This is a genomic window from Dechloromonas sp. ARDL1 (genome assembly GCF_051122455.1).
In the GTDB taxonomy this organism is placed as follows: domain Bacteria; phylum Pseudomonadota; class Gammaproteobacteria; order Burkholderiales; family Rhodocyclaceae; genus Azonexus.
Genome location: NZ_CP168939.1, coordinates 2,887,229 through 2,906,872, shown reverse-complemented (window position 1 = coordinate 2,906,872; position 19,644 = coordinate 2,887,229). Strand labels below are relative to the sequence as shown.

Below are 19,644 nucleotides of genomic sequence, written 5' to 3'. Positions count from 1 at the left end.
GGCCGTCCTGGCCTTCACTCCCCAGTTTCCATCCATTCAAGAGCCCGTTACCTGCAGAGGTAGCGGGCTCTTTTCATTTCCAGGAGAAAAATCCATGCGTAACAAATGTCCCGTCTGCCATTCGACCAATGTCTATCGCCTGCACACCGCCCGAAGGATCGGCAGCACGGTCGGCGCAGTTGGTGGTGCCGCCACCGGTGCCGGTGGTGCCTTATCAGGTGCCCAAACCGGTGCAGCCGTCGGTGCTGTCGGAGGTCCTGCCGGAATGCTACTCGGTGGTCTGGCCGGCGCAATCCTTGGCGGTCTACTCGGCGGCGCGGCTGGTTCCGTGGCAGGTTCCAAATTCGGCGATGTCGTCGACGAAAAATGGCTCGGCAATTTTCAGTGCGGTGATTGCGGCCATGAGTTCAGCGACCGCTGATCTGCTGTTATCACCATTCATATTCAGGAGCCTCAAATGGCACACCAAGTCCAACAAATGGCATACGTGGGTGATGTTCCTTGGCATGGCCTCGGCAACGAACTCACCCCACAACAGCCGATTGAAGTCTGGGCAGAGCAATCCGGCATGTCCTTCCAGATTCTCGAAACGCCCGTTCGCTTCATGGCGGAATCAGCTGGACCGCTCGGTTCCATCAAAACCTTCGCCGATCAGAAAGTCCTGTATCGCTCAGATACACAGGATGCCCTGTCGGTCGTATCGAATCGTTATCAAGTCGTCCAGCCCAGCGAAGTACTCGAGTTTTACCGCGATCTGACGGAAGTCGCCGGCTACGAACTCGAAACTGCTGGTGTCCTGAAGAACGGGAAAAAATTCTGGGCACTGGCAAAAACTGGTCAATCTTCATCCCTCAAGGGGAACGATCTTGTCCAGGGCTACTTGTTGCTGGCAACTTCCTGTGACGGCACTCTGGCCACCACAGCAACACCCACCACGGTCCGTGTCGTCTGCAACAACACACTGACCATCGCTGTGAATGGTGCGGTCTCGGCGATCAAGGTGCCGCACAACACCCGATTCGATGCTCAGGCCGTCAAGCAGCAATTGGGTATTGCCGTATCTCAGTGGGACGGCTTCATGTATCGGATGCGGACACTGGCGGAGCGTAAGGTGAAAAGCCATGAGGCGATGGCCTATTTTCTCCGTGTGCTCTGCGAGGTCGATCCGAACAGTTCCGACCTATCGAATCTGACCAATGAACGCGCACTTGCGAAGGTGCAATCGCTCTACGACGGTCAGGGTCGTGGCTCTGAACTGAATTCCTCCCGGGGCACTGCGTGGGGATTATTGAATGCCGTGACCGAGTACGTCGATCACAAGCGACGGGCACGGAGTCCTGAGTTCCGACTGGATTCAGCCTGGTTCGGCCAAGGTGCTGTCATCAAGCAACGCGCACTGGATACCGCATTGAAACTCGTCGCTTAGTTTCGCTAGCAGCTTCCTCACGACTTTCTCCTCTCCGATTGCCCGGTTCGGTGTTTGCCGACCGGGCTTTTTGTCGTCTGGCGGCAGTGAGCGGATTTCCGATTCTTCATTCCTTACACATATTCAGGAGGTCATCATGGCACTTCCCTCTGTACCACTATCACCCGTGCAATCAAGTCGGCCAGCTTTGAGGTTGGTCAGCACCAAAGCTCTGCCTCGTGAAGATTGGCTCAATGTACGCCGGCAAGGTATCGGCGGTTCCGATGCGGCTGCCGCTGTCGGTCTTAACCCCTACAAATCCCAGCTCGAACTCTGGCTGGAAAAAACTGGCCGTGATGGCCTATTGCCCAAGACTGATCCGCTGGATGAGGAAAGCCCGGCTTACTGGGGCAACATCCTCGAACCCATCGTGGCAGCGCACTACACCCGACGTTCCGGTAATCGTGTTCGTCGTATCAATGCGGTGCTCCAGCATCCCGATCCCCAGTTGCACTGGATGCTGGCCAATATCGACCGGGAGGTCATCGGCGCTCAAGACGTTCAGATCCTCGAGTGCAAAACCGCCGGGATTAACGGTAGCCGCCTCTGGAAAGAAGGTGTGCCGGAGTACGTGCAGTTGCAGGTTCAGCATCAACTGGTCGTCACCGGAAAAGCTGCTGCCGATGTCGCGGTGCTACTTGGTGGTCAACATCTGGAGATCCATCGCATTCATCGGGATGAGGCGCTGATTGCACGGCTGATTCAGTTGGAGGCAGCGTTCTGGCGTTACGTCGAGACCGATACACCACCACCGGCCGATGGTTCCGAATCGGCAGAGCAGGCACTGCGTTGTCTCTATCCTCAGGACAAGGGAATCGCAGTCGACTTCAGTACCGACCGTAATCTGTCCGCGACCTTTGCCGACTGGATCAGTGTTCGTCAGACATTGGCCGAAACCGAGAAGCTGGAATCGAAGTTGAAGCAGACCTTGCAGCAGGCCATGGGTGAAGCGTCACGCGCCATCTTCGAAACCGGCGAAGTCACCTGGAAGAAAGCTAAGGACAGCGTGGTGCTCGATACGGCGAAGCTGTTGGCTGATCAGCCGGATTTGCTTACCCGCTACGGAATGCAACGCCAAGGGTCACGCCGGTTTGTCCAGGCCTGAGTCATCTCCGAAAAGCCAACGTAGCAATAGAAACCCATCACTCCTCATCGGCAACCGGATAGACATCCAGCGCCGGTGAGGAGTTTTTTATTTGAGAGGAACAATCATGTTGAAAGGTTTGGTCATCACCCCGCCGGTACTTGGGCGGATTTCGATCGGCAAGGTCATCGAAAAAAACGGCAAGAAATTGCCGGAGAAGGATGATCAGTTCACCATCACTAGCCAACTACAAGGCAGCGAGGGTTGGGTGCCTCACCCGTGTGACGAGGGACTCCGAAAAGCCCAGGGCGGGAAGATTCGTGCGATTCCGATCCGGCTACTGTTCAACGATCCTGATCTGAATTTCAGGGCTGAATATGCCTTGTTCGACCGTAGGACGGGTCGGCCGGTTTGTGTCGGCAATGGTGAGACCTGCAAGCGTCGGGCGGAGTCGGGAGTTCAGTCATTGCCCTGTCCTTCGCCGGATGGTTGTGCTCTGGCGCAGAGCGGTGCGTGCAAGCCGTATGGCCGGTTGAATGTGCTGATCGGTGACGATGATCCCCTGGGAAGCTTTGTGTTCCGGACGACGGGATTCAACAGCATACGGACCTTATCGGCACGATTGGCTTACTTTCAGGCGATCTCCGGCAACCGACTGGCGTACTTGCCGCTGGAACTTCGGCTGCGCGGAAAGTCGACTCGGCAGAGCATGGGCACCCCAATTTATTACGTCGATCTCACGGTACGCAACGGTGTTTCTGTTGAGGAGGCTCTGACCGAGGCCAAACGGCTGGAGGCTGATCGTCAGGAAGCCGGATTTGATCAGGTTGCGCTGGAAACGGCGGCGCGGCTTGGGTTCTCGAATGGTGCTTTCGAGGAAGGCGATGACGAAGGGGATTCGGTAGTCGAGGAATTTTTTCCTGAGGGGGGTGGTGGGCAGGGTGATCCTGGCATCACTCCAGAGAAAGCGCTTGCACCGAGCCTTGCCGATAAGTTGGAAGATCGGGGGGCAAGCCTTGCTAAGTATGCCGTGTAGCGTTTCCAATTTCCTTGATTGACTACTTCTCGCCAAATCTTCCAGCTGCTGCGAAGGTGAGGCACCCGAGGCGCGCCTGCGCCCCGGGACCATTTTTCCTCACGGTGGATGGGTGGATTTCAGCTGTTTGGCCGAAGCAGCGATGAGCGCCTATAACGCGGACCTGTCTGCTATGGGCACCTGACCGAACGTTCTACGATGAGCTGATTTACACTTAATAATTTTTCCGGGTTCTAATAGTGCTTTTGGGTAAGCATATTCTCCATTGAAAAGGGCTATGCATCAGCTATACTCAGGAAGTTGAATAAACTGTAAATATATACAGTAACAAAGAGGAAGCAATGGCGAGTGATAGTCAAATCGAATGGACGGAACAGACGTGGAACCCGGTGACGGGCTGCACCAAGATTTCTCCGGGATGCAAGCACTGTTACGCTGAAATCATGGCGGGACGGCTAAAAGCCATGGGAGCCGTGGGGTACGAAGATGGATTTCGACTGGCACTACATCCGGAACGTCTGGCCCAGCCGCTGCAGAGGAAGAAGGACACTGTTTATTTTGTGAATTCGATGAGCGACCTTTTCCATGAGGCCGTGCCAGACAACTTTATTGATCAGGTCTTTGACGTCATCAGACGTACTCCGCACCACACTTACCAAATTCTGACTAAGCGGGCGGACCGGCTAACCGGCTATTTTGCCCAACGCAGCTGCCCGGAAAACGTCTGGCTAGGGGTTTCCGTAGAAGATCGGGCCTATGGACTTCCACGCATCGATTATCTGCGCCAGGTTAATGCCCGAATCCGATTCCTATCCGTGGAACCGTTGCTTGAAGATCTTGGAGAATTCGACCTCACAGGCATCCATTGGGTAATTGTCGGGGGGGAATCAGGCCCCAAAGCACGCCCCATGCGGCCGGAGTGGGTTCAGAACGTTAAACATGTTTCTGACAAAGCCGGCGTGGCATTCTTTTTCAAACAATGGGGTGGCTGGGGTGCAGACGGTGTCAAGCGGCATAAGAAGGCCAATGGCCGCCTTTTCCTAGGCAAAACCTGGGACGCTTATCCAGTAGCAGCCGTTACGTCCGTTTGAGGATGTCTGCGGCTATCTTGCAGGCCAGCCCGTATGCCTTGGGGCTCGGGTTCGATGCAGCAAAGTATAAGGCGAACAGTGGCGCACCCTCCTTGCCATTGGGTAGAGCCTGATACAGAAGGCGCGGTTCCGTAACGCCCGGGAAGATTTCTTTCAGCCTTGTAGTTACCCATTTTGTCATTTGCTTGACGTCGGCAGTCCGGACATCTGACTCGTCCGACTCGAAAAGGCTGGTTTGCTTTGGCGGTGCATAGAAATCCTTACGCCAAGTTTCCGTTCCCAGCATTCGATCCAGGGCAGCCGCCTTATCTGGGTCGATAGCAGCTGCATCATTTGCCGCTTGTCGATAAAGGCCGCTTAAAGGGAACAGGTACCATAGGTCAACAATTTGAGAATCGGCAATCGCCTTCAGAGTAATCCAATCGACCGCCATCCCATATGGATCGAGGAATACCAACGCACGATCCTTTTTCGGGTTAAGTCCTCTGAGGATCGGTGGAAGCTCGCTGTTTGCATCACCGTGAATAACTTCGACCGGCATTGCAGCTTCAATTTTCAAGCGCCGTAATGCATCGGCGTGCCGCTTTTTCTTTTCGATAAAGAAAATCTGATGAAAAGGCGGCTTGCAATCAATAGCGATCGATGCGGACCCCGGAATCAAGCGCTTTTCCTGCCCCTTTCCAATCTTAACGTGGCAAACACCAGTGCCGGCAAACGCATCGATATAACTCAGGCGGAACTGCGTATTCGACAATGCTGTTGTGTAGGCCGGTAAGTACTTCGAGATCGCCCCCAATTTGATGCGGGTCTGCTCGCCCCCAAAAATATGTGTATGGTCTAACATCCGCACCCCCCTTATCTATGTCATTTGGGTGCATTATAGGCATCATATATTGCCGAGTACTAACAAATCAGAGCTTCCTTATCACTCTTGGCAGAAGCTAAGAATGCGATACCGTGACAATGACTCAACTAGTCACATGGGGTAATTTCACCGCTGTCGATGGAGAGCAAATGAATCTATCCGATTTTTGGAAAAGGTTTCGACTCGGCGAGGAAATTCACATCTCAGGCACGTTTATCTACAACGGGTTCCGGCGATTGGCCAAAAAACAAGCCATCCCAAAGAATCCGAGCAGCCGGATATCAAAGCTTCGATGTATGATTTGTAACTACATAGGACGGCCGAACTGGCATCCATGGTATGCCGCCTTTGAACCTATGTGCATGCCCAAGCCTGAAGCCGCACTTTTTCTAGACGCCATAGCGCTAGTTATCCCCCTGTCGAGGCCATGATACGAACGACCTTCATTGGATTCTTCTGGAATTCGTGGCTCAATGGCTTTTGCATAACTGCTGCACGAATTTGATTTGCGATTTCGTGATCTGGCGATCCGCCACGCAACATTGGCAATAGTTCGAGATGGTCATTTTGACCTAGACATAGGTGTAATCTGCCAGTTACCGAAACCCTGACACGGTTACATGCCTCGCAAAAGTGTTGGGACATCGGGGTAATAAAACCGACCGAGAATGAGCGATCCGGGGTCCCAAGGTAACGAGCTGGGCCTCCGCCAGCAACGATGTGATCGACCAAATGGAAGCGCTCTCTAAGCTGGCCGATTAGCGGTTGGAGGGACGAGGAGCCAAGTTGACGTGCGCTATCTCCCATTGGCATGTTTTCGATCAAGCGCAACACAAAATTGCGTTCCATGCAGTATTTGATCATTGCATCCAGTTCGTCACCATTGAATTCGGGTAACCAGACCATGTTGATCTTTATCAGGCGAAATCCACTCTCTCGTGCCACCTCGAGTCCTGCGAGGACATCGTGCAAAGCGTCACGCCGAGTTAACGTCAGAAATCGAACTGGAGACAACGTATCGAGGCTAACATTCAGTCGCGTAACACCTGAAGCCAGAAGTTTTGACGCAAATTGCGTCAATCGTGTGCCATTCGTACTGAGGGAAAGATCGTTCAATCCGGGGAGTTGCCCAACATCTTGGACTAGATCTCCGATTCTGGATCTAACCAAGGGTTCGCCGCCAGTAAGGCGCACTCTGGAAACCCCAAGATCAATGAATATCCTGCATATCCGCACAATCTCACTGAACGATAACCAGTTATCGGGAATTTCATAACTATCAAACTCCGGCGGCATGCAATACGCGCATCGCAAGTCGCAACGATCAGTCACCGACAATCGGAGATAGTCTATCCGACGACCACAACCATCAATTAACATCGAATCGTGACTTCGCAAAAATAGGCGCACACTCTTACGCGCCATCGACTAAAAATATGCAATAAGACAATGTTGCATCGTGTTACAAACGGAAACACTGACAGACTTTTGTCTGGAATGGCCGGCTCTCCCAATCGCTGTAGGTTGACTAGACATTACCCTGCATGGAATGCCGTTTAAGCGCTGAGCGTCTCAGGTTTTGTCCCGATTGTGGGAGTCAACCTCATAAGCGCCCTCCTTGAAACCCCTTACTGCGCGACCTAAATCCAGGTCAATATTGGGCAGCCTTTTGGTTCCAAAAATTAGGAGAATGATGGCACGGTCAAACACTTACTGCTTGACGGCTTTAATGTCGCCATCAGCGCCAAAACCAAGTTTGTAGCCAAGCGAAACGTGGTGGAAGCGACCTGTTGAATGATCGGCATGTACCGCAATGCCAAACGGCACTGCTTTGCCCTCAGCTAAGGCACCCGAAAACTTGCGAGTAAAAGTGACGGTGTACATATCCCCCGCCTTAACACCTTCAGCCTTCGCGCCGGTCGTGCCGCCTTCCATATTGCGCTTATCACTAATAGATCCATCAACAACCTTCGCCCCTTTAGAACTCTTCCACTGCATCAGTTCATAGGCGCCATCCTTTACGTATTTCGTCTTTTTGTCGTCGGCCCCGGGCATAGTGCGCGCATCGGCATGGCAGGTTGCCCAGCAACCAACTTGGTCGCCTGGAATCGCTTTGTCACCGGAGGCTGCCGAAACTTTGTCGTTGGCAAACATAACAGCAACCTTGACTTCATTCTCTTTGTCGGCGGTATTAGCTGCTCCGGCAGGCGCCTTGAAGGTTAGGCGGATGTAGGCATACTCCTTGTCGTACGCAACTTGCATAGAGACAGGGAAATTCATCGTTTTTGGAGCGCCGAACGGCTCCAGGTCCTTTCCCGCCAAACGTTTCATATCAAAATTAAGTCCACCTTTTTCTTCGTGGCATCCAACACAGCTTTCTCCTTTAATCAGTCCAGTCCGACCACTGTGATCAGATTTCTTCGCAATCCATTCAATCGGAGTAACACCAGGATGGAACACTTGAATGTCTCTTTTGGGAACCTTGCTCCAGTCCGGTGCGGCATTAGCGATTTGAGACCCAAGGGAAAATACGGCACCAAGAATGGCTACTGACAAGGCACTTTTTTTCATTTAAATTCTCCAGACGATTTGTCGATGATTGGTGTCAGGGATATGCGAGGGCGATCACTCGTCATCATCCTCTTTCATACCTTTTGGCTTGCGGTGAGCAATACCTTTGTGGCAATCGATACAGGTCTTTTTTTCGTCTTGGGCGATTTTGTGCATTTTCGCGCCGCGAAGTTTTTGTTTTTCTGTATTCATGCCTTCGAAACTGTGACAGTTTCGGCATTCGCGCGAATCACTGGCTTTCATTCGCGCCCATTCGTGCTCGGCTAATTCGAGGCGCTTGGTCTCAAATTTTTCCTTTGTATCAATGGTTCCCATAAGTTTGCCGTAGACTTCGCCACTCGCTTGGATCTTGCGCATCATCTTGTGCCCCCAATCTTTGGGTACATGGCAGTCCGAGCAAACGGCGCGAACGCCAGTCCGATTGGAAAAGTGAATGGTTTCCTTGTATTCCTGATATACGTTGTCACGCATTTCATGGCATGAAATACAGAACTCAAGCGTGTTGGTGGCTTCCATTACGGTATTAAAGCCCCCCCAAAAGAAAATGCCTGCGATAAAGCCAACTGAGAGCAAACCCAATAATGAATATTTAGTGCTTGGTTGGCGCAGTGATTTGAGAATGTTTTTCATTAAATTGGCATACTTAATTGCGAGTTGATTACTAAGCGATCTGAAAAACAAAGGTGATCGTCAGTAAATCAAGTGCTCGAATATTGCGGCGTATGGCGAGCGATCCTTGGGCTATTTCAAGGATCGCTGCACTGCAGCTCCAAGCACGCTTGAGAGGAACAGCGATTAGGTTAATCGGCTAATGCCTTGATCACATCTTCTGGAGAGTGAATGGTGCCGAGCGTAGTCGGACTGCCCCAGCGAACGTGGAATTTATTCTCTTTAACCTGTGCCAGAGAGAGCATCAGATTGTTGAATGCGGTCAGATCATCAGTCTCAAAGTAGGTAATGAAATCGGTGTCATCTAAGCCGGTGGAATGGTACAACTTGCGCTTGACGTTCACGAGATAGGCCAAGGTAGGCGCCGTGTGAACTTCCATTTCCTTCAGACGATCTTCCGGCGACATGTTCCACCATTCCGCGTTTTTCTTGACGGGAATTACGATCACATATCGTGGTGCCGGCCCGCTATAGGTAGCAGAACTAAGTCCAGCATTCAGCCCAGGAGACTTGTCTTTGCTGATGTAGTTCAAGGGCTTTGTTACACCGACAAGGGTCTCGAATACATCAGCATTCTTGCCGACAGTTGTCGAGCGGAATTCGCGCATGAAGGTCTGGGCTTTTGCCAAGTCGTAGGCGTTGATGCGGAAAAAAAAGTCAGAATTGGTTTCCAGGCCACGTGTCAGGTAGAGATCAACCAGAACGTTATCCTTATGCTTCTCAATTAGTTTCTTGACTTCTTCTGCGGCACCCTTGCGTTCCATTGCTGGCACCTTGTTCCAATCCGGGCGTAATTTGAACATTGTAAAAACACCGAAGACCCCGGGCTGGGTCAAGATAGTTCCTCGCTCAATTTTCATAGGTTGCATTGCCTGCTGAGCCACAACAGGTGACGAAGCCATCGCGATGGCCGCACCGATAGTAGTGGCGATGAGACTCAATTTGAAACTGCGAATTGATATGTTTTGCATGGATATCTCCTTTTGTGAAATGAATTAACGAAATCTAAATTTAATAAATGCTGGAGTTTTGATGCTTAAACTCCTTCGCAAGTCGACTTTACGAATTAATTTCCCGCAGAATTTCTTGTAGATCAGCCTCCACAAATTTTTCAGCTAGATCTGTCATGGCAACAAAAAACTGGGTTGAAACCTTTGCGTTTACCTCCGCTCGCACAAGAGGTAACCAAGCCACCAAGTGACGCTCCAGAAAATCTCGTTGAGCCCGTTGGTATGCATTTGGTGGCAGGCCGTCCAATTCTGCCTGTGCCTGTTTTGCCGAAAGAAAATGCATAAACTCAAGCTCAGCAGTGAGCGTGTCTTCGAGTTCATTCCCTCGGGCGTCCATGGTTAGTCCGAAATTCCGATAAAAGCCTTTTAGTTCGAGGATCAAGGCCGGGCGGTTACTCCGCTGGACATGCACCCCCTCATTCAAGGCTGCGCTAGGTACAGGAGTGTTTATCTCGAAGGCAGTAAGAAACAAAGCTTCGAAATCCTCGAAAGAGCAAGTCAACTTAAGGCGAGGGGCTATTTGCTCGCAGTAATAATCAGCCAGATCGGGCATACAGACCTCTATCGCCCGTTGCATCTCAAGGATTAGGCGACCATCCGAAAAACCTGCATGACTTTCGAAATCAGGAAATCCCAATCCAATAGCAAGCAAGCTATATACACGGCTACGTTCCAATGAGCGCTCGATTCTTCCAACAACTGCTTGGTCGACAAGGCTATTCATTTGATTCCTCATTTCTTAAACAGGATCTAGGTTGTTAAAACGTCCTGGCGTTACTATCAGCGCTATTCGGGCTCAGGCGCATCTTCCTGAAGTGTTGCGCGAACAGCCGGCACTGGATCGCCCTTGAATACGCCACGCAGTTTGAAGTGGGTATGTACAGGATTGCTTTTTCCAGTCGCCGTTACCGACTTGAGATAATCGAAGTGGTACTTGCTATCGATGGCCGGGGAGAAAGGCGTAAATGGAGCCTTTGCCTGATACTTCGATGAGCCTTCGTAATTGAGATGGCAACGCGCACATGCTTTTTCCATATCGAAGTTCTGGCCAGCATCCACCAGAGGCTTCCGCTCGCTGGTTTCCCCCCGATTCTTCAATCTGTCACTCGCCTCACCATGTAGATTTCGAAACTTTCCTCCCGCCCCATGGCAGGATTCGCAAGTGACACCGACCAGGGTCTTCATATCGTCCAGCGAAGCCCCCGAGACAAATCCACCCGGTTCCCCGTAACCCGTTACGTGGCAGCCGACACAGTTTTTGTCCTGCGTGTAGTCCTTTTGGGGATCAAGTTTTGCCTTGGCTTTCGCCTCTGATTTTGCGTTCGGCTTTAGCGAATCGAAGGCTTTCGCATGTGCCGAAGCCCGCCACGTCTCACCCTGTGAGTCGTGACATTTGGTGCATGCGCGAAAACCAAGGTATTCCGCTTGTTGCGCCACCGTCACACCGGGAAGAAAGCTCGAAAGAAGCAGGGTGGCGAGAGCAAGAATTTTTATCATGGCGGGCAATCTCGAAAGTAACGACTGGTAGGAAGAAGCGGCCCGTGCGGCCGCTCCATTGCAACATTAGGTCAAAGGAGAAATCATCATGTCGGCGCTGCGACGACCGATCAGCACATCCATCAAATCGGAAGCCAGTCCCTTCATTTTTTTCTCGCGCTCGGTTTGAAGGATCGCCAACACATCACGTACCTGTTTGCCAAACAACCCCTCCAGTTGAGCCAATGGAATCTTTGGATCTGAAGACAGCTCGCCATTCGCCATCTCCATGCGCGGCCCAAGTACAGGCGGCACATAGAAGACGTTAGGTTCGGTGCCAAACTCAGGATGCAGAGGCAAAGCAACCTTGTATTGCTTGATGAGCTTGTACACCGAGCTGCTGACATCGTCGACAAAGCCGACGTGCATGGCACGACCCACACATTGCGCAACGCAGGCCGGCGCGACGCCTTGTTCAATCCGCGGGAAGCAGCCGATACACTTGTTGGCCTTATTGGCCAGCGGATTGAAATAGGGCTTGGCGTATGGGCAAGACTGGACACAAGCCTGGGCTCCCTTGCACTTGTCCTGATGGATTACGACCACCCCGTCCTGCTCTCGTTTATAGATTGCCTCGTTCGGGCAGGCTTCCAAGCACGCCGGTTTGGTGCAGTGGTTGCACATGCGCGGTAAGTAGAAAAACGAGTTGTTCGGGTATTCTCCGGCGCCCTGATCCTCGTCCCAGTTGGGCGCAGAGCGAGGGGTAGGGCTGGGTCGCACCCGTCCTGGCTTGCCCTCGAACAACCTACCGGCATAGTCGAATTGAAACGGGATACCGTAGTCGATCATCGGTGGGATTTTGCCTTTTTGCAGTTCCCCGTTCTTATAGCCACCGCCTTTGGTCTGCCAGTTTCTGGGGTACCCTAAGCCCGGCGCGGTTTCAACGTTTCGCCAGTACATGAAGTCCTGACCCGGTCCCGTCGTCCACAATTTCTTGCACGCCACGGTGCAAGTCTGACAACCGATGCATTTGTTCAAATCGGTTACGTAGGTCAGTTGGCGCTTGGGCGCCTTCATCACATTAGCCATGATTAATATTCCTGTTCTGTTGATCAGCGGTTCTGACTAGAAGCTCATCGGCGTAGCGCCGATGTAGCGCTTCACGTCGACTCGCACGTCGCGCTGGGTTCCGCCGGGGCCGTAGTAGTTGGGGCGGAATACGAGATGTCCGTAATTACCAACTAGGTGTGTCGGCGTGATGCGAACCGGGCAGACGCTTTGCGAACCGCCTTCAATCAGATCCATGTACAACTCTGGGGTATGCCACATGGTGACGCGTCCACGCTGCTCGCCGCTGCGGATTTTCACCCGGCAGATCACCTTGCCATGGTCGTTCCAGGCCTCGACCCAATCGTTGTCCTTGATGCCACGGGATTTCGCGTCGATGGGCGACATTTCAATCGACGGTCCGCCACGTTGCAGACGAAGCATCAGAATGTTGTCCTTCCACGTCGAGTGAATCGAGTGACGACTGTGCGGTGTATTGAAACGGAACGGGTACTTATCGGCATCCAGGGGGGCCTTGAAAGTAGGCAGCTCAACACCCATCTCGAAAAATGTCGGGTGATCAAGGTAGAACTGCTGGCGTCCGGTCAATGTGGGCCACGGTTTTTTATCAACTACGAAGTTCTGGAATGGCGTATAAGGCATTCCTTCTTTCATAGTCGATGTCCAGTTCGCCTTGAAACGCTGCGGCTTCTCGCGCAGCATGTCGAGCGTGATGCCCTTGGAATGAGGGGCGTTATCCAGGATGTACTGAGCAGCAGCCGCATCCTCGGCCAGCTTTCCGTCCATCGTCATCTGATTCCAGAGATTTGAAAGGTCGCGCACCCACTTGAACTGCTCATCGTTGAACTTGGTGTAGTTCTTCCGGACCGAGGCCATTTCGACGCGCTTAGACAGGGCCAGGAAAATCTGCCAATCGGTCTTGGACTCCCACATCGGCTTGATTGCCGGCTCGGTCAAGTTGATATAGGTATGCTCTCCGGTTACGTTCAGATCGAGTTTTTCATACCAGTGCGCCGAAGGAAGCACGACGTCCGAGTAAAGCGCCGTCGAATCCATACGGATATTGATGTTGACGATCAACTCCAACTTTGGCCATAGATTACGCAGAACGTACTTCTGACCTTTGGCTTGATTCAGATAGTTGCCGCGATAGACGAAGAGGACCTTCGGATCGCGACCTTCACGAGGCAGATTGGGCATCTGACCGGAACTGATAGCCTCACGCAGATACTTTTCGGTATCAATATCGGCCTTGATGATTTCGTCATTTACCTCAGCGTGAATGTAGGTCCAGATGGTGGTCTGACAGAAACGCTGCTTGCCTGCCCCTTCAGGGAAAGCAAGTGCGGCAAGGCCGGGGAGAAAAGTTGGTTTCCACTGGCCAATGTAGTGGTTCATCCCGCCGCCATTTTTCCCTTCGCTGCCGGTCAGCGCTGTCAATAGATGCATGGCGCGCAACAGTACATCGCTGTAATACCAGTGCTGCGTGCCGCCGCCGCAGATAATCATCGACGGCTTGGCGTTGGCGTATTCCCGCGCCAGCTCAACAATGGCCTTGGCCGGTACTCCGGTGATTTTTGAGGCCTTTTCCGGCGTGTTGTCAGCTAGGACGCGCGACTTGAGAATTTCGAAAACGGGCCGGACTTCAACACTCTTGCCGTCTAACAACTGGATTTTGAAGTTCCCCTCAAGCGCCGGATCAAGATCGCCTAGCTCGATATAGCCTTTCGGGAAGGTGTTGGTATTGCGCCCCATGAAAGCGACGGGCGGCGCTTTCTGCTCTGGCTGATCGCCCCAGCATCCCTTCGGGATCATCGGCATCCCGGTTTTCGCGTTCCAGAAATAGAACTTGTCCTTGGAGCCTCCGGCGACGACATCCGCTTCACGCAAGAAACGCTTGGTATCACTGCGCACCAGATAGGAAAGATCCGTCTGCTCCTTCAGGTTATGTGCGTCATAAAGCTTTTCTTTGATGATGACATGCGCCATCGCCAAGGCCAATGCGCCATCGGTACCTGGCTGCGGATGAATCCACTTGTCGACCTTAATCGCCGACGAGTTGAAGTCCGGCGCAATACTGACGATTTTCGTGCCGTTGAGTTGTGCCTCGGAAAGGAAGTGTGCATCGGGAATTCGCGTCTGGGTGGGATTCGATCCCCAGAGAATGATGTATCTGGAATTAAACCAGTCAGCCGTTTCCGCAGTATCGCCCTGAACACCGCATGTCTGGGTTTGGCCAGTCGGATGATCACCGTACCAGTCGAAGAAAGTATGGGTGTGGGCGCCAATGTAGTGGGCAAAGCGGTGGCCTGCCGAAAACGACACAGGCGATACCGCCGGCACCGGCGAGAAAACGCTGATGCAATCCGGTGCATGGTTTTTGATGGTATCGACGCACTTGTCGGCAATCATGTCGAGCGCCTCCTCCCAGGTCGCGCGCCGCCACTTTCCTTCGCCACGTTCGCCAACGCGAATCAAAGGGTATTTGATACGATGCGGCCCATACATGTAGTCGTGACCACACTCTCCCTTGTTGCATCCGCGCGGGTTGTACTCGGGAATGTTAGGCATGGGAGCTATATCTTTTGACTGCTCCTCGCGCATGACCACGCCGTCCTTGCTATAGACGAAATGAGGGCAGGCGCCAGTACAGTTGACGAGGTGAGCGCCGCGCGTTTTTTTGTCCCAGGACCATTGAGCACGATGGAAGTTTTCCCATCCTGAATATTCGAAAACCCCACTAAGATCTGTAGCTGCAGCTAAGGTTCTTAAACTTAGAGAGCTTCCCAAGAGCGTAGCGCCAGAGGCTAGCAAGAAGCCTCTGCGAGTCATCTGAACCATTGTCATCTCCTTATCTACTGTTTGACCGAGTGCCAAAACCGTACGTCGCTTTCGCGGCGTTCAGAAACCCCCTGATATTGGGAATACGGTCGTATGCAACTTCGAAGGGGTAACAGCAATGAGCATGCCAATGGTTAGCAGCTCGAAAAACAGGTCAAAACCCACATTTAAATTGTGGTTTATTGACCTAGGTCAACAAAACCTCTTGGTGGGTATCAAGTTCCAAAAACCAAGGAGATTCATTTCGTTAAATTGAACGAAATGAGATTTAACGTTTCGTTAAATTCGTTGCGTGCCTGAGCACCCATAGAAAATTTGCTCTATGTCATTGAAGGCAGCATATTTAGATGGCTGGCATCCAAGAAATCCGGTATGCAACTGGGTTATATGCCATCAAGATGCCTGCCTTTTGCCACGATCATCTTCGACCGCTTTCAGGCCATGTTTATGTTCAGCAAGGTGATCCGTAATTGTCGGTGGGCGTAGTTCAAGGAGGCGAAAATCTCTACGATCTGACCGATCAGCAGTCCATCAAGGGGGGATCTATCTCTGCCCCTCACCAATAGCCGCATGCACAAGGACTCTCACCAAACCAAGCTTGACCAGTTGCTAATCCAGAACCAGCCGTTCCCGGCGCTCCTCCCCCTCAATGAGTAGCTGCTGTTCCAGCGGCATTTACCCCCTTCCGCTGACATGGTCGCCCATCCCTGATGACAGGTCTGGCCGCCAAAATCAACGGATTGGAGAATTTCTTGAAGACTTTGTAGACGTATCGCTCCGTCACTTACGCCTACGCCGACCACCCGATCACGACGGCCAGGCGTGAGGGCGGCAACGTCTCTATTGCCCTGTAGCTACGCCGGGCAAAGGGTTCATGGCACCGACAACCTCAAACTCAAAATCTCCGGATGCGCTGACGTTTCGCTATGCCAATGTCCCTGTGCCCGTTTCACAAAGCCGGATTCTTCCCGCATGAAAGCGATTAAGAGCCTAAAAATTTCCACACACCAGAAAACCCTCGGAATATGCTACTCACTTAATTGCCGCTATCACGATCGGGAGGACTAAGATTAAATTCATGGATACGTCGTTCAAGCTTAGGTCGGGAAATATCGAGAATTTCACAGGCCTGACCTTTATGCCAACCGGTTTTTTCCAGTACATGCACGATATGTTTTTTTTCCACTTCCCGAAGAGAAAGTAGGTTTTTCGGCATGGAAGAATTGATCTCCAGTGCTGCTGAGGGCATTCGTGAGCACTTTATTTCCGGCGGAAGGCGGTCAATGGTGAGGGTGTCACCGCGTTCCATTACCGCTGCTTTCATGAGGACATTTTCAAGTTGCCGAACATTTCCCGGCCATGCAAAGGCGTTAAGACAAGCCATGGCTTCACCAGACACTCTACGTATGTTTTTACGTAGATCACGATTGATCTTCCGAAGAAGGAAATCGATCAATCTTGGCATGTCTCCTTGTCGCTCTCGCAACGGTGGTAGGTTGATGGAAGCAACGTTGAGGCGGTAAAAAAGATCTTCGCGAAACTCACCTGAGGCAACCCTTGCTTGCAAATCTACGTTTGTTGCCGCTATGAATCTAGCTTTGCTATTTTTAACCTGTGCACTACCTACCGGACTGTATTCCCGTGCTTCCAGGATACGCAGTAGTTTGCCTTGAATAAGAGGGGTCAATTCGGCGACCTCATCGAGGAACAACGTCCCTTCTCCTACTTGCTCGACTTTTCCCTTATGTGCATTGACAGCACCAGTGAACGCACCTCGCTCATGGCCGAACAGTTCACTCTCAAGGAGGGAGTCAACCAAAGCTGCGCAGTTTACTGCAATAAATGGCATATCCCTTTCGGCACTTGCATTGTGTATTGCTCTGGCAACCAGCTCTTTTCCCGTACCTGACTCTCCAAGAATTAAAGCCGTCACCCTGCTCTGCGCCACAAGAGCGATACTCTTGAAGACCTCCTTCATCGCAAATGATTGACCCACAATTTGTGTTGGGGTTACATCTGTCGCTCCAATGATCAGCGGGTCGCCAGTCACATGATCTGAACGACTGTAAGCAAAGAGCGCTCGACTAACCGCTGCGTCCAATTCAGGAAGGTCGATGGGCTTTGGAACGTAGTCCATGGCCCCGCATTGCATCGCCGCCACGGTCATCTCCAAATCATGAAACGCTGTAATCATGATGATCGGTAGTTCTGGCTTTTCCGCTTTGACCTCTCGCAAAAGGTCAAGGCCTCCTTTTGCCGGCAGGCGAATATCCGAAATGATGGCATCAATATTGCTGGATAAGGCGACCTTAATCCCTTCTTCCGCGGTATTCACCAGCGACACTTGAAATGCGCTTTTTTGAAAGTGAGATTTCAGTGTCTGGCATATTGCCAAGTCATCATCGACAATAAGTATGTGTTTCAATTCGCGATCTCCCGCCATTTCTTGCTCAAGAACATTTTCGGAACCCCTAAGCGAACGCCTCTCGGGAAAGACAGGTACAGTTGTTCGAACCTCTAGATGGGTAGAGCTATATTTCCGTGAGCTAGATTAATGAATCTCAATTTTCTGATGCGGCCTGCCTAGCCATGAGTATTGCAAAAAAGCTTCTATTGATCACGCTACTAGTCACCGGACTCTCTGTGGCTATCACTATTGCTCTAACCTGGAGCGCCGCAAGTGATGCGCTTCACGGATTAGAGGGCAAGCGCGTAATTGATAGTGTGGAGCGGGAGGCAAGCATACTCCAGAGCACCATCGACATGGTGAAGAGTGATCTATCCATGCTCGCCGATGGCGGTGCGCGATACATGATTGAGGAAAACACCGAGCCTAGTGTAGATGGCCTTCAAAAAGTTGCAGACCAACTCGATATCATGATGCGGGAAAGGCACGCCTATCGACATGTGAGGATGCTATTGGACTCTGCCACTGGAACTCATCGCGTGCTGGTCAGTTTGCGGAACGATAACGTAGTTCACACCATGGTGGACCCGCCAGTTGCAAATTGGAATTTCGAGTCATTATTGGCAGAAAAGCAGGGCCTAAGAAATTTCAACGAACAGACCAGAAACCTGAGCGACGAAACAAGTGGAGAAAGGGTGTTGTTCGTCAGCCTCCCAGTTCACGGCAAGGACCGCAATGTAATCGGTGCAATCGCTGTGGTTGTTGCTATCGATCAAGTGTTTAGAACATTAGGTAAAACCCATGATGGCATTGCTTACTGGATTGCTGATAGTGCCGGTCAATACCTTTACCAGTCCCGTCCGGAGACGTCGGGTAGCCATAATCAAAAGGCTGCCAACGCAATCCGCGATTTCAAGTTGGCTCACACTTGGGATCAAGTTTTGTCTGGGGCTAAGCCACAACTAATTATGGAGTTTCCCGCGATTGCAACGATGTTGGGTATTCGTCGTGCGCCTTTGAATGTTGGTGAAGGAAATGAAATTGAGAATGTATTGGTGGTCGGAGGGGTGATATCTCTAGCTGAATTGGAGATCAAAGCTGCAGCCCTTCAAAAGCAGCTTGCTATTGCGGTTGCGAGCATTGGACTCCTGATGTTATTGACGCTGTTTGTGTCTACAGGCCGACTCCTGAGGCCCATTGATGTTTTAATCAAGGCGGCAAACCGCATTGCCTCAGGTGACAAAAATATTGTGATCCCGGCGAACAACAATGATGAAATTGGAACTCTCAGTCGGGCAATGACTCGGATGGCCGAAAAATTGCGCCTAGCCGGAAAAGACTCTGAGCAAAGCGCCTTGGGGCAGATGGCCTCGATGATTGCTCATGATCTACGTAACGCGCTGTCATCGGTCAAAATGAATCTTCAGATACTCGACGAACACCATCGAAAGGAAGGGGGTATGCAAATTGAGAATTGCGAAATCGCCCTCGGGCAGGTTCGTTACATGGAGACAATTCTGAATGACATGCTGACTTATGCGCGTCCAGGTACCGCAGAATTTGACTGGGTAGATCTGGGGGATACGCTCAGGGCGGCGTCGGTATCCCTCTTGCCAGAAATAACGGGGAAATCCGTGGAAGTCCGTATGGAAGGGGAAGAAAAGCTTCCCACGATCATGGCTGACCGAAATAAATTATTACAGTTGTTTCAAAATGTACTCGGAAACGCTATTTATGCCGTACCTGAGTGGGGGCACATAACAATTAGGACTCGCTGCCTCCTACATGAATCGCAGCCATCTGTAGAAATTCGTTTTGACGATGATGGTCCGGGTATTCCCCCCCAAATTGCTGACAAGGTATTTGATCCTTTCTTCACTACTAGTGCCAGAGGAACCGGATTGGGACTGGCAATAGTGCAGCGTATCGTCGCTCAACACCGAGGGCAGGTATATCTGGATTCGGAACGAGACCACGGAACCACCGTTGTTGTCGTTCTCCCGCTTACCCAAGAAGGGACAGATGACTTACCCCAAAGTGAAGAGCTTAGCTAACCTCACC

The 19,644-nt window shown here is 51.7% G+C and carries 17 protein-coding genes; 6 read left to right on the top strand and 11 right to left on the bottom strand.

Going from position 1 to position 19,644, the window contains the following annotated elements:
* The first annotated feature begins 94 nt into the window (after window positions 1-94).
* The 5 genes from AB6Q56_RS14315 to AB6Q56_RS14295 all read left to right on the top strand — a co-directional run bounded on the left by AB6Q56_RS14315 (window position 95) and on the right by AB6Q56_RS14295 (window position 4,676).
* A complete protein-coding gene (locus AB6Q56_RS14315; protein ID WP_295005438.1) occupies window positions 95-421 on the top strand; it encodes a hypothetical protein in 327 nt (108 codons plus the stop codon).
* A 36-nt stretch (window positions 422-457) separates the two neighbouring features.
* Entirely contained in the window at window positions 458-1,426 is a 969-nt protein-coding gene (locus tag AB6Q56_RS14310) for a DUF932 domain-containing protein (RefSeq protein WP_295005436.1), read from the top strand.
* A 136-nt stretch (window positions 1,427-1,562) separates the two neighbouring features.
* Window positions 1,563-2,570, top strand: a complete 1,008-nt coding sequence (locus tag AB6Q56_RS14305; RefSeq protein WP_295005434.1) for a YqaJ viral recombinase family protein — start codon at window positions 1,563-1,565, stop codon at window positions 2,568-2,570.
* 106 nt (window positions 2,571-2,676) lie between these two features.
* Window positions 2,677-3,585 (top strand): hydrolase or metal-binding protein, encoded by a 909-nt coding sequence (locus AB6Q56_RS14300; protein ID WP_295005432.1) that lies wholly within the window; start codon window positions 2,677-2,679, stop codon window positions 3,583-3,585.
* A gap of 341 nt (window positions 3,586-3,926) precedes the next feature.
* Window positions 3,927-4,676 (top strand): DUF5131 family protein, encoded by a 750-nt coding sequence (locus AB6Q56_RS14295; protein ID WP_295005430.1) that lies wholly within the window; start codon window positions 3,927-3,929, stop codon window positions 4,674-4,676.
* Here the strand turns inward: AB6Q56_RS14295 and tcmP are convergent.
* The 11 genes from tcmP to AB6Q56_RS14240 all read right to left on the bottom strand — a co-directional run bounded on the left by tcmP (window position 4,663) and on the right by AB6Q56_RS14240 (window position 17,619).
* On the bottom strand, window positions 4,663-5,520 hold the full coding sequence (gene tcmP, locus AB6Q56_RS14290; protein ID WP_295005427.1) for a three-Cys-motif partner protein TcmP: 858 nt from the start codon (window positions 5,518-5,520) through the stop codon (window positions 4,663-4,665). The genes AB6Q56_RS14295 and tcmP overlap by 14 nt on opposite strands.
* A 429-nt stretch (window positions 5,521-5,949) precedes the next feature.
* Window positions 5,950-6,921, bottom strand: coding sequence for a GTP 3',8-cyclase MoaA (moaA, locus tag AB6Q56_RS14285; protein WP_295005425.1), 972 nt, complete (start codon window positions 6,919-6,921; stop codon window positions 5,950-5,952).
* Between the two features lie 192 nt (window positions 6,922-7,113).
* Window positions 7,114-7,251, bottom strand: a complete 138-nt coding sequence (locus AB6Q56_RS14280) for a twin-arginine translocase TatA/TatE family subunit (RefSeq protein ID WP_295005423.1) — start codon at window positions 7,249-7,251, stop codon at window positions 7,114-7,116.
* Complete coding sequence (locus AB6Q56_RS14275) at window positions 7,252-8,112, bottom strand: ethylbenzene dehydrogenase-related protein (protein ID WP_295005421.1); 861 nt, start codon at window positions 8,110-8,112, stop codon at window positions 7,252-7,254. It lies immediately after the preceding gene.
* 54 nt (window positions 8,113-8,166) lie between these two features.
* A complete protein-coding gene (locus tag AB6Q56_RS14270; protein WP_295005419.1) occupies window positions 8,167-8,742 on the bottom strand; it encodes a NapC/NirT family cytochrome c in 576 nt (191 codons plus the stop codon).
* Between the two features lie 170 nt (window positions 8,743-8,912).
* Window positions 8,913-9,752 carry a chlorite dismutase family protein gene (locus AB6Q56_RS14265; RefSeq protein WP_295005417.1) on the bottom strand — a complete coding sequence of 280 codons (840 nt, stop codon included), beginning with the start codon at window positions 9,750-9,752 and terminating at the stop codon, window positions 8,913-8,915.
* Between the two features lie 88 nt (window positions 9,753-9,840).
* Window positions 9,841-10,515 carry a molecular chaperone TorD family protein gene (locus AB6Q56_RS14260; protein ID WP_295005415.1) on the bottom strand — a complete coding sequence of 225 codons (675 nt, stop codon included), beginning with the start codon at window positions 10,513-10,515 and terminating at the stop codon, window positions 9,841-9,843.
* A 62-nt stretch (window positions 10,516-10,577) separates the two neighbouring features.
* Entirely contained in the window at window positions 10,578-11,288 is a 711-nt protein-coding gene (locus AB6Q56_RS14255) for a cytochrome c family protein (protein ID WP_205230755.1), read from the bottom strand.
* A gap of 66 nt (window positions 11,289-11,354) precedes the next feature.
* A complete protein-coding gene (locus AB6Q56_RS14250; RefSeq protein ID WP_205230756.1) occupies window positions 11,355-12,356 on the bottom strand; it encodes a 4Fe-4S dicluster domain-containing protein in 1,002 nt (333 codons plus the stop codon).
* A 36-nt stretch (window positions 12,357-12,392) separates the two neighbouring features.
* The gene (locus AB6Q56_RS14245; protein ID WP_295005410.1) at window positions 12,393-15,176 is read right to left on the bottom strand and encodes a molybdopterin-dependent oxidoreductase; all 2,784 of its coding nucleotides are present in this window, start codon (window positions 15,174-15,176) and stop codon (window positions 12,393-12,395) included.
* Window positions 15,177-16,212: 1,036 nt separating this feature from the next.
* On the bottom strand, window positions 16,213-17,619 hold the full coding sequence (locus AB6Q56_RS14240) for a sigma-54-dependent transcriptional regulator (RefSeq protein WP_434513757.1): 1,407 nt from the start codon (window positions 17,617-17,619) through the stop codon (window positions 16,213-16,215).
* 146 nt (window positions 17,620-17,765) lie between these two features.
* Between AB6Q56_RS14240 and AB6Q56_RS14235 the strand changes: the two genes are divergently transcribed.
* Entirely contained in the window at window positions 17,766-19,637 is a 1,872-nt protein-coding gene (locus AB6Q56_RS14235) for a sensor histidine kinase (RefSeq protein ID WP_295005406.1), read from the top strand.
* Window positions 19,638-19,644 lie beyond the last annotated feature (7 nt).